This is a genomic window from Streptomyces sp. NPDC001594 (assembly GCF_042893675.1).
Taxonomy (GTDB): domain Bacteria; phylum Actinomycetota; class Actinomycetes; order Streptomycetales; family Streptomycetaceae; genus Streptomyces.
Genome location: NZ_JBIAVB010000015.1, coordinates 224,826 through 235,483 on the forward strand (window position 1 = coordinate 224,826; position 10,658 = coordinate 235,483).

7 protein-coding genes are annotated in these 10,658 nt (G+C 74.5%); 2 read left to right on the top strand and 5 right to left on the bottom strand.

All coding sequences use genetic code 11. From position 1 onward, the window contains the following. The first annotated feature begins 9 nt into the window (after positions 1–9). Both ACFY0O_RS28320 and ACFY0O_RS28325 read left to right on the top strand, forming a co-directional pair. Complete coding sequence (locus ACFY0O_RS28320) at positions 10–2,832, top strand: YbhN family protein (RefSeq protein WP_388951633.1); 2,823 nt, start codon at positions 10–12, stop codon at positions 2,830–2,832. A 398-nt stretch (positions 2,833–3,230) separates the two neighbouring features. After that, positions 3,231–4,841 (top strand): alpha/beta hydrolase, encoded by a 1,611-nt coding sequence (locus ACFY0O_RS28325; RefSeq protein ID WP_388951636.1) that lies wholly within the window; start codon positions 3,231–3,233, stop codon positions 4,839–4,841. Between the two features lie 5 nt (positions 4,842–4,846). On the opposite strand, the gene moeZ is transcribed toward ACFY0O_RS28325, so the two are convergent. From moeZ to ACFY0O_RS28350, 5 genes are all read right to left on the bottom strand, one after another. Then, on the bottom strand, positions 4,847–6,025 hold the full coding sequence (gene moeZ, locus ACFY0O_RS28330; protein ID WP_388951638.1) for an adenylyltransferase/sulfurtransferase MoeZ: 1,179 nt from the start codon (positions 6,023–6,025) through the stop codon (positions 4,847–4,849). A 63-nt stretch (positions 6,026–6,088) separates the two neighbouring features. Then, positions 6,089–6,844 carry a spherulation-specific family 4 protein gene (locus ACFY0O_RS28335; protein WP_388951640.1) on the bottom strand — a complete coding sequence of 252 codons (756 nt, stop codon included), beginning with the start codon at positions 6,842–6,844 and terminating at the stop codon, positions 6,089–6,091. Continuing rightward, positions 6,832–7,848 (bottom strand): NAD-dependent epimerase/dehydratase family protein, encoded by a 1,017-nt coding sequence (locus ACFY0O_RS28340; RefSeq protein WP_358894315.1) that lies wholly within the window; start codon positions 7,846–7,848, stop codon positions 6,832–6,834. The genes ACFY0O_RS28335 and ACFY0O_RS28340 overlap by 13 nt, the downstream gene beginning before the upstream one ends. A gap of 80 nt (positions 7,849–7,928) precedes the next feature. Beyond that, entirely contained in the window at positions 7,929–8,861 is a 933-nt protein-coding gene (locus ACFY0O_RS28345; protein WP_388951643.1) for a hypothetical protein, read from the bottom strand. After that, positions 8,858–10,477 carry a DUF3492 domain-containing protein gene (locus ACFY0O_RS28350; RefSeq protein ID WP_388951645.1) on the bottom strand — a complete coding sequence of 540 codons (1,620 nt, stop codon included), beginning with the start codon at positions 10,475–10,477 and terminating at the stop codon, positions 8,858–8,860. The genes ACFY0O_RS28345 and ACFY0O_RS28350 overlap by 4 nt, the downstream gene beginning before the upstream one ends. Between the last annotated feature and the right edge of the window lie 181 nt (positions 10,478–10,658).

Consider the following 10,658-nt stretch of genomic DNA (forward strand, 5'->3'; position numbering starts at 1 on the left):
CGGTGACTGGTGATACGTGATCAAGAAGAGACGGAAGTGACGGCGAAGGAGCGGGGTGTGAGCCCTCCGAACGGTGCGGGAACGGGCGGGGACGCCCGCCCGGAGAAGGACGCGCCGGACGGGGATGCCGCACGCCCCGCGGAGCCCGCACCGGACCACGGTGCGGCCGCCTCCGGCACCGCGCCGGCGGCCCCCGAGGGCGATGCCCAGGCGCGGCCGCGCCCGCACGACCCGCACCCCGACGACCCGCCCGGCCACACCCCGACGGCGGCCGACACCGTCGAGGTGGACGAGCCGCTGCTCGCCGCCCGCGTGCACCGCCCCTCCGACCTCGTACGCCTCCTCGTCGGGCTCCTCGGCATCGCCGTCGTCCTCGGCATCGCCGCCTTCGCGCACGGCACGACGGTCGGCCTGGAAGCCGACATCAGCAAGGGCACCGGCCAGGCGCCCGACGTGCTGATCAAGGTCGCGGGGTTGGTGTCGAGCATCGCGGTGCTCCTCGTCCCCGTCGCCTTCGCCATCGAACGGCTGATCAAACGCGACGGGCTGCGCATCGCCGACGGCGTCCTCGCCGCCGTCCTGGCGCACGGGGTCACCCTCGCCACCGACCTGTGGGTGTCCCAGGGCGCCCCGGAGACCATCCAGGACGCCCTGACCCGCTCCGCCGGGGGCGGCGCCCTCACCGACCCGGTGCACGGCTACCTCGCGCCGGTGATCGCGTACATGACGGCCGTCGGGATGACGCGGCGGCCGCGCTGGCGGGTGGCGCTGTGGGTGGTGCTGCTGCTGGACGCCTTCGCGATGCTGGTCGGCGGGTACACCACACCCTTCTCGATCATCCTGACCGTGCTGATCGGCTGGAGCGTGGCGTACGGGACCCTGTACGCCGTCGGCTCGCCGAACGTCCGCCCCACCGGCCAGCACCTCCTCGCCGGGCTGCGCCGGGTCGGCTTCCAGCCGGTCAGCGCGATGCGCGCGGAGGCGCCCGAGGGGGACACCGCCGAGACCGGCGACCGGGGCCGGCGCTACCACGTCACGCTGGAGGACGGTCCCCCGCTGGACGTCACCGTCGTGGACCGCGAACAGCAGGCGCAGGGGTTCTTCTACCGGGTCTGGCGGCGGCTGACCCTGCGCGGGATCACCACCCGGCGCAGCATCCAGTCGCTGCGCCAGGCCCTGGAGCAGGAGGCCCTCCTCGCGTACGCGGCGATCGCGGCGGGGGCGAACGCTCCGAAGCTGATCGCCACCTCCGAGCTGGGCCCGGACGCCGTGATGCTCGTCTACGAGCACCTGGGCGGGCGCACCCTCGACGCCCTCCCCGACGAGGAGATCACCGACGAGCTGATCCGCAACGCCTGGGAGCAGGTGCGGGCCCTGCAGTCGCGCCGGATCGCGCACCGCCGTCTCACGGGGGACGCGCTGGTGGTGGATCGTTCCGGCAAGGTCGTCCTGACCGACCTGCGGGGCGGTGAGATCGCGGCCGGTGACCTGGTGCTGCGGATGGACGTCGCACAGCTGCTGACCACGCTCGGCCTGCGGGTCGGCCCGGAGCGGTCGGTGGCGTCGGCGGTGTCGGTGCTCGGTCCGGACACGGTCGCGGACTGCCTGCCGCTGCTCCAGCCGATCGCGCTGAGCCGCTCCACCCGGGCGACGCTGCGCCGGCAGGCCCGGGAGCGGGCGGACCGGCAGCGGGAGGCCGTGCTGGAGTCCTCGCGGGCGGCGAAGGCGGCCCGCGAGGAGGCGTCGGGGACGTCCGGCGCCTCGGCGGCGGCGGACCGCAAGGCGGAGAAGAGGGCGCTGGACGACGCGCTGGAAGGGGCCCGGGAGGAGGACCTGCTGAGCCTGATCCGCAAGCAGGTGCTGCTGATCCGCCCGCAGGCCCCGGTGGAGCCGGCCCGGCTGGAGCGGATCCGGCCGCGGACGCTGGTGTCGTTCATCGCGGGCGCCTTCGGTGCGTACTTCCTGCTCACGCAGCTGGCGCACGTGGACTTCGCGACGATCGTCGGCGAGGCGCAGTGGGGCTGGGTGGGTGCCGCGCTGGCCTTCTCGGCGCTCACGTACGTGGCGGCGGCGATGAGCCTGCTGGGCTTCGTGCCCGAGCGGGTCTCCTTCCTGCGGACGGTGATCGCGCAGGTGGCGGGGTCCTTCGTGAAGCTGGTCGCCCCGGCGGCGGTCGGCGGTGTCGCGCTGAACACGCGGTTCCTGCAGCGGGCGGGGGTGCGGCCGGGGCTGGCGGTGGCGAGCGTCGGTGCCTCGCAGCTGTTCGGGCTCGCCAGCCATGTTCTGCTGCTGCTGTCGTTCGGTTACCTGACGGGGACCGAGAAGACCCCGGAGATGACCCCGTCGAGGACGGTCATCGCGGGTCTGCTGACGGTGGCCGTGCTGGTGCTGGTCGTCACGGCGGTGCCGTTCCTGCGGAAGTTCGTGGTGACGCGGGTGCGGGCGCTGTTCGCGGGGGTGGTGCCGCGCATGCTGGACGTGCTCCAGCGGCCGCAGAAGCTGATGACGGGCATCGGCGGGATGCTGCTGCTGACCGGCTGCTTCGTGATGTGCCTGGACGCGTCTATCCGTGCCTTCGGGGGCGGGGAGGCGCTGAGCTACGCGAGCATCGCGGTGGTCTTCCTCGCGGGCAACGCGCTGGGCTCGGCGGCGCCTACGCCTGGCGGCATCGGTGCGGTGGAGACGACGCTGACGCTGGGGCTGATCGCGGCGGGGCTGGAGAAGGAGGTGGCGATCTCCGCGGTGCTGCTGTTCCGGTTGATGACGTTCTGGCTGCCGGTGCTGCCGGGGTGGGTGTCGTTCAACTTCCTGACCCGCAAGGAAGCCATCTAGCTCCGCGGGGCACCGAATCGCCGCCGCGCGGAGCCCGCTCCCCGCCGCGGCCCCCGCTCCTTCGGCGCGCCTGGTCCGTCGCCTGCGGGCAACGCCCGCGCGGCGCTTGAGCGCACCGGGCGCGGAGCGCACGGTATCGGGGGCAGGGGCGGAGCCCCTGGGAACGGGGGAGCAACGGCCCGAGGCCGGGCGACGGTGCAGTGCCGGACGACGGGCAGTGCCGGGCGACAGGCCGAGGACGGGCTGGGCGGCACGGGGTTCGGGTGGTCGCAGAGGTGTGGCCGGGGGAGGCGGTGGCACCAGGGGCGGTCTCCCCGCCTCGGTGCAGCCGGAGGGGGCGGGTCACCCGGGTGGACCGTCAGCGGGCGGAGGGCGGCGGCGGCGCACACGATGGAGGCATGCCGACGATCGTCCTGCGGACCGCCACCGCCGCCGCCCTCGCCGCCGCGCTGCTCACCACCAGCGCCTGTTCCGCCGGCAGCGGCGGCACGAAGAAGGCCCCGGCCGGGGCGGCCGCGGACACCAAGCCCCTCACGTGGGGGGAGTGCGAGGCCCCCGACGCCGCCGAAGGCGGTGGCCAGGCGCCCCCCGCGGACTGGCAGTGCGCCACCCTCGACGTCCCGCTCGACTACGCCAAGCCCGAGGGCGAGACCATCCCCATCGCCCTGATCCGGGCGAAGGCCAGGAACCCGAAGCAGCGGCTCGGCTCCCTCGTCTTCAACTTCGGCGGCCCCGGCGGCTCCGGCATCACCACCCTGCCCGGCGCCGCCAAGGACTACGCGGCCCTGCGCGCCCGCTACGACCTGGTCAGCTTCGACCCGCGCGGGGTCGGCCGCAGCGCCCCGGTGCTCTGCGAGAACGACAAGCAGCTGGACGCGTACTACGCCCAGGACTCCTCCCCCTCCACCCCTGAGCAGGAGAAGGCCTTCACCGACGGCCTGCGCACGTACCAGAAGGCCTGCCAGACCAACTCGGGCAAGGTGCTCCCGTACGTCGGCACCGAGAACGCCGCCCGCGACCTCGACCGGATCCGCCAGGCCCTCGGCGACCCGAAGCTGAACTACTTCGGCATCTCCTACGGCACCGAGCTGGGCGGGGTCTACGCCCACCTCTTCCCGAAGAACGTCGGCCGGGCCGTCTTCGACGCGGTCGTCGACCCGACCAAGGACTCCGAGCAGGGCGCGCTCGGCCAGGCGAAGGGCTTCCAGCTGGCCCTCGGCAACTGGGCGCAGGACTGCGTGGACCGGGGCGAGCAGTGCCGGCTCCAGGGCACCACCGCCAAGGAGGTCGAGGACAACATCGTCAAGCTGCAGAAGCAGCTGGCGGCCAAGCCCATCCCCGGGATCGGCGACCGGAAGCTCACCGAGACGATGGCCACCAACGGCATCGCGCAGGCCCTGTACTCGAAGGAGCTGTGGCCGCTGCTGGAGCAGGGCCTGGACGAGGCCGAGGGCGGCCAGGGGCAGCTGCTGATGGCCCTGTCGGACGCCCTCAACGGCCGCGACCAGCAGGGCCGTTACAGCAACATCGGCGCCGCCAACACGGCCATCAGCTGCGCGGACTCCAAGGACCGCTACAGCCTGGAGCAGACCAAGGCGAAGCTGCCGGAGTTCCGCAAGGCCTCCCCGGTCTTCGGGGACTTCCTGGGCTGGGCGCTGATGAGCTGCACGGGCTGGCCGGTGGCCGGCTCCTGGCAGACCCCGGACGTCTCCGCCCCCGGCTCGGCCCCGATCCTGGTGGTCGGCAACACCGGTGACCCGGCGACCCCGTACGAGGGGGCGCGGAACATGGTGAACCGGCTGGGCAAGGGCGTGGGCGTGGAGCTCACGTACAAGGGTCAGGGGCACGGCGCCTACAACAGCGGCGACCCGTGCGTGCAGCGGGCGGTGAACGCCTACCTGCTGGACGGGAAGGTGCCGGGCGCGAACGCCGTGTGCACCCCCGGGACGGCGAACGACGAAGGGGCCGTACCGTCACAGAACGGCACGACCCCTCCCGGTCAGGTCTGACGGGCCTAGTAGACCGGCTTCTCGGGCTCGATCTGGTGGACCCAGCCGATCACGCCGCCGCCGACGTGGACGGCGTCCGCGAAGCCCGCGTTCTTCAGGACCGCGAGGACTTCCGCACTGCGGACACCCGTCTTGCAGTGCAAGACGATCCGCTTGTCCTGCGGGAGGTCCTGGAGGGCGGTGCCCATCAGGAACTCGCCCTTGGGGATCAGCTTCGCGCCGGGGATCGAGACGATCTCGTACTCGTTCTCCTCGCGGACGTCGATGATCTCGATGTTCTCGCCGTCGTCGATCCACTCCTTGAGCTGCTTGGGAGTGATCGTAGAGCCGGCGGCGGCCTCCTGGGCCTCCTCCGAGACGACGCCGCAGAAGGCCTCGTAGTCGATGAGCTCGGTGACGGTCGCGTTCGGACCGCAGACCGCGCAGTCGGGGTCCTTGCGGACCTTGACCTGGCGGTACTGCATCTCCAGGGCGTCGTAGATCATCAGGCGGCCGACGAGCGGCTCGCCGACCCCGGTGAGGACCTTGATGGCCTCGGTGACCTGGATGGAGCCGATGGACGCGCAGAGCACGCCCAGCACGCCGCCCTCGGCGCAGCTCGGGACCATGCCCGGCGGCGGGGGCTCCGGGTAGAGGCAGCGGTAGCAGGGGCCGTGCTCGGACCAGAAGACGGAGGCCTGGCCGTCGAAGCGGTAGATCGAACCCCAGACGTACGGCTTGTTCAGCAGCACGCAGGCGTCGTTGACCAGGTAGCGCGTGGCGAAGTTGTCCGTGCCGTCGACGATGAGGTCGTACTGGCTGAAGATCTCCATCACGTTCTCGGCCTCGAGCCGCTCTTCGTGAAGGACCACGTTGACGTACGGGTTGATGCCCAGCACGCTGTCGCGGGCGGACTCGGCCTTGGAGCGGCCGATGTCCGCCTGGCTGTGGATGATCTGGCGCTGCAGGTTCGACTCGTCGACCTCGTCGAACTCCACGATGCCCAGCGTGCCGACGCCGGCCGCGGCCAGGTACATGAGGGCGGGCGAGCCGAGGCCGCCCGCGCCCACGGCCAGCACCTTGGCGTTCTTCAGGCGCTTCTGGCCGTCCATCCCGACATCCGGGATGATCAGGTGGCGGGAGTACCGACGGACCTCGTCAACGGTGAGCTCAGCAGCTGGCTCGACCAGGGGTGGCAGCGACACGGGGACTCCGTAGATGGGTAAGTCTGAACGGTGGTTCTCCCCGTAACACTGCCACGCCCTTCTTCATTCCGAGACACCCGGTCCGATCCGTGAGACGAATTCGTCCCAGTACGCGGGCATCGATTCCCACGGGTCCCGGTCGGGGGTCGCCCGCCGGTCGGTGAACCAGATGGTTCCGGCCCCCTGCCAGCGGGCGATGCGGACGGCCTCCTCCAGGTGGGTGCGGGGCACCCCGTGGACGAGGTGGCAGAACCGCTCCGGCGGGTGGTCCGCCGTCCACTCCGCCACCTGCGACCAGCGGTAGTCGGTCCAGGCCCCGGAGAAGGTGACCAGCTGGTCGGCCGCCTCCAGGTAGCCCTCGCAGGGGTGCGTCCCGTGTCCGAGCACGATCCGCAGCTCGTGGCCGAGCCCGCGCAGGGCGTCGGTGAGCCGGCGGACCCCGGCGAGGTCGGCCCGGTCCGCCGGGGCGTCGGCCAGGTAGAAGCCGCCGACGCCGTACCAGTCGCGGAAGCGGTGGGCGTCGGAGACCAGCTCCCCGAAGGGGCGGGTGCCGCCCCGCAGGGCGAGGTGGCCCAGGACCGTCCCGCCCGCGGCGCGCAGCCGGGCCGCCGCCTCGGCGCAGTGCGGGTCCGGGCGGCCGCCGGGGCCGTCGGCCACGTTGAGCACGGCCCAGTGCAGCGGGGTGCCGGGGCGGGTCAGCTCGGCCCACTCCACCGGGGCGAGCAGCGGGTGCGCGTAGCCGGGGATGCCCAGGCCGAGCCGGCCGGACTCGGTCGCGGCGGCCGCCGTGGCCCCGGGCGGGGTGGTCAGATACGGCACGCCGCCTCCATCCAGATGTCCGCCAGGGATTCCTCCAGGTTGATCCGGGGCCGCCAGCCGAGCCGGTCCCGGGCGGTGCGGACGTCGGCCTGCTGCCAGGCGCCGCAGCCGTCGGGGTACGGGTACGGCTGCGGGGCCGCCGTGGCGAGCTGTTCGGCGGTGGCCTCGGAGCGGGGCGAGCCGATGCCTGCCAGGCTCTGGGGGCGGCCGCCGTGCCCGTGCCGGGGGTCGTTGTGCGGTCCGCCGTGCGGGACGTCGAGCTCGTTGAGGGCGCCCCCGTAGCCGGCGACCCGGGCGAGGACCGCAGCCGCGTCGCGCAGCCGGACCGCGCGGCCGGTGCCGATGTTCACCACGCCCTGGGCGGCGGACAGGGAGGCGGCGTGCACGGCCCGGGCCACGTCCCGCACGTCCACGAAGTCGCGCTGCACGCCGAGCCCGCTGAGCTTGAGCTCGCCGTCCCCGGACTGCATGGCGCGCCGCATGGCCTCGGCGAGCCGGCCGAGCGGGGACCCGGCGGGGGTCCCGGGGCCCACGGGCGAGAACACCCGCAGCACGACGGCGTCCAGCCCGGAGCCGAGCACCAGCTCGGTCGCGGCGAGCTTGCTGACGCCGTACGGTCCGCCGGGTCTCGGGACGGCGTCCTCGGCCGTGGACGATCCGGGCTGGCTGGGCCCGTACTCGGCGGCGCAGCCGAGCTGGACGAGGCGCGCCCCGCAGCCGCTGCGGCGCAGGGACTCGCAGATGGTGGCGACGGCGACGGTGTTGTGCCGGGTGAGTTCCCGGGCTCCGCCGCGGGTGGCGCCCGCGCAGTTGATGACGACGCCGGGGTGGACGGCGTCCAGGAACCGGGTGAGCGCGCCGGGACTGCCGGTGGCGAGGTCGAAGCGGACGTCGGCGTCGTCGCCCCGGCCCAGCGCGGTGAGCTGGACGGCGGGGTCGGCGAGCAGCCGGTCCGCGACGTAGCGGCCGAGGTAACCGTTGGCTCCGATCAGCAGCACCCTCATCGCACGGCCCCTCGGTTGGTTGGCTGGCCGGTCATCCTTTTTCTCCTTGGGTGGGTGGGGTCGGTATAGGGGTACGGCGCTCAGGGACGCGCGTGTGCGGAGGCACGGGACAGCGCGAGGAAGGCGTGTACGAGGAGTCCCGCGACGGCCGCGTACACGGCGGCCGGGACGGGGACCAGGGCGAGCGCCAGGGCCGCGGCCACCGGTGCGCGCCGGGCGCCGTGGCCGAGGAGGAGCCGGACCAGGAACAGCAGCACCGCGAGCGGTACGGCCGTCGCCGGGTCGGCTCCGGCGAGCGCGGCTGCCCCCGTGGCGGCCGCGGTGAACAGCAGGAGCGCGCCGGCCAGCAGGGGCCTGGCCCCGGCGGCGAACTCGTCCAGGGCCCGGCTCCCGGCGAGCCGGCGCCGGGCCCGGGCCGCGTAGCGGGCGGCGGTGAGGTAGCCGGGGGCCACGGCCAGGGCGAGGGCCGTCCCGAGGGCGGGCCCGTGCCGGTGGACGGCCCAGGCGGTGGCGGCGGCCGCGAGCAGGTGCGCCGTCCAGGCGAACCGCCCGCCCGCGGGCCGCCCGGGCCACACCAGCGCGGCGACGGCGAGCAGCCCCGCGAGCAACCCCGCCCCCGGCACCCCGGCGGCGGCCGCCGCGCACCCGACGGCCCCGGGCAGCAGGGCGCCCCCGAACCGCCGCGCCACGGTCCGGCCCCCGGCCGGCACGGGGTCGGGGGCCGCCACGGGCTCCTCCGCGCGCGGGGTCCGCGCGTACAGCTCCTCGGCGAGGGAGAACACGTCCCGGTGCCGGAACCGCGCGGCGGTCCGGTCGGTGATCCCGCACGCCTCCAGCCCGGCGGCCACCTCGAGCGCGTCGACGGCCCGCTCACAGAGCTCCCGGTGCCGGTGCAACAACACCTTGACCGGATCCCCGCCCCGCCGGCCATAACCGACGGCCTTTGATGCGGGGAGGCCCGGGGGCAGAGCCCCCGGCAACGGCGCCGCACCCGCGATGTCCGACGTCGTCATACCGCCGCCTCCTCGGCCCCGGCCGACTCGGCCCCGACGGCCCAGGCCGGCTCGGTCCAGTGCCCCGGCACCACGGCCTCGGCCGGCCGGGCGAACGGGACCCCGCCCTCCCCCCGGGCGGAACCCCTGGCCAGCAGCCACAGGTAGCTCTCCCGGAAGGCCGACACGTTCTGCTCGACCGTGAACAGCTCCAGCGCCCGCGCCCGCGCCGCCGCCCCCAGCCGCTGGGCCCGTTCCGGTTCGCCGAGCAGCGCCAGGCACGCGTCGGCGAGGGCGCGCGGATTGCGCGGCGGCACCACGAGCCCGGTGCCGCCGATGACCTCGCAGACGGCCCCCACGTCCGTGGACACCGTCGCCCGGCCGCACAGCATCGCCTCGACGAGGCTGATCGGGAACCCCTCGATCACCGAGGACAGCAGCACGATCCGCCCGGCGGCGTACGCGTCGGCCGCCGACGGCGCCTCGGGACCGCCGACCTCCTCGAACGCGACGGGGTTCTCCCCGACCGTCCGCGCGTCGGCGGCCTCGTCGGGGAAGAGCTGCGCGGCCAGCGACCGGCAGTCGGCCAGGTACCCCGGCGCGGCGGCCGTGGCGAAGACCCGCAGCCGGGCCTGCGGTGCGGCCCGCCGGACCTCGGCGAAGGCGTGCAGCAGGCCGATCAGGTCCTTGGCCGGCTCCACCCGCCCGACCCACACCAGGGTGTCGGGGTCCCCGCAGCCCGGGTCCTCCCCGACGGCGGCGAATCGGTCCGCCTCCATCCCCGGGTACACGGTCCGCACCCGCTCCCGGGGCGCCCCGCACCGCTCCTGCCAGCGCCGGGCGTGCGCGTTGCCGGGGGTCAGCAGGTCGGCGCGGGCGTAGATCTCCCCGGCCAGCCGGACGTGGAAGGCCGCGAGGAGGGCGCGCACGGCGGGCCGGGCGCCACCCCCGCCAGGGGCGTCGGAGCCCTGGTCCAGGTAGTGGGCGCGCAGCTGGACCCCGTACTCGGTGACCAGCAGCGGGACCCCGCAGAAGCGTTTGGCCAGCAGTCCGGGGACGGCCGCCACCCCGCCGGCCGCGGCGTGGCAGACGTCGACGGCGCCGAGTCCCTGCTCCCCGTACCAGTCGAGGGACAGCGGCCGCAGCAGCCGCTCCAGCTCGTCGGCGAACTCCAGCAGGTCGGAGACCCGCGACGCCCGTACGACGCGGCTCGCGCCCGGGGCCCGGCAGCCGGCCTCCAGGACCCGGACCGCGGTCTCGGAGCGCAGGGCCGCGTACATCCCGCCCTGCTCCCAGGCCAGTTCGGCCAGCCCGTACAGCCCCGCCGCGAAGGCCTCGGGCGCGCTCCCGCCGCAGATGCCGCGCACCAGCTCCCCGAAGCAGGCGGCGAAGCGCCGCCGCTCGCGCCGGGAGTGGGTCCGGCCGTCGTCCGCGGGGGCCCACAGCGGGGCGGTGCGCACCCGGGTGACGTGCTGCGGGAGCGGGACCAGGCCGCGCTCCTCCTGTTCGGCGCTGCGGCCCAGCGCGTAGAGCTCGAACTCGTGCTGCGGGAGTCCGCGCACGAGCCGGTCGCACCACAGCCCCGCCTCTCCGGCCGCATACGGATAACCACCTCCGGTGAGCAGTCCGATCCGCACGAGTGGCACCCCCGTTCTCCCGTTCCTGGCGGTCGCCGTAGGTCCGGTGACCCGCCGCGGGAGAACTCAAGCGGATACACCGGTGGGGGGGGGGGGTGGGGTGGGTGTGTGCGCGCCAGGGGGGGGGGTTTGGGGGTATTGTACACAAGGGGTGGGGGTGGGGGGGGGGGGTCGGGGGGGT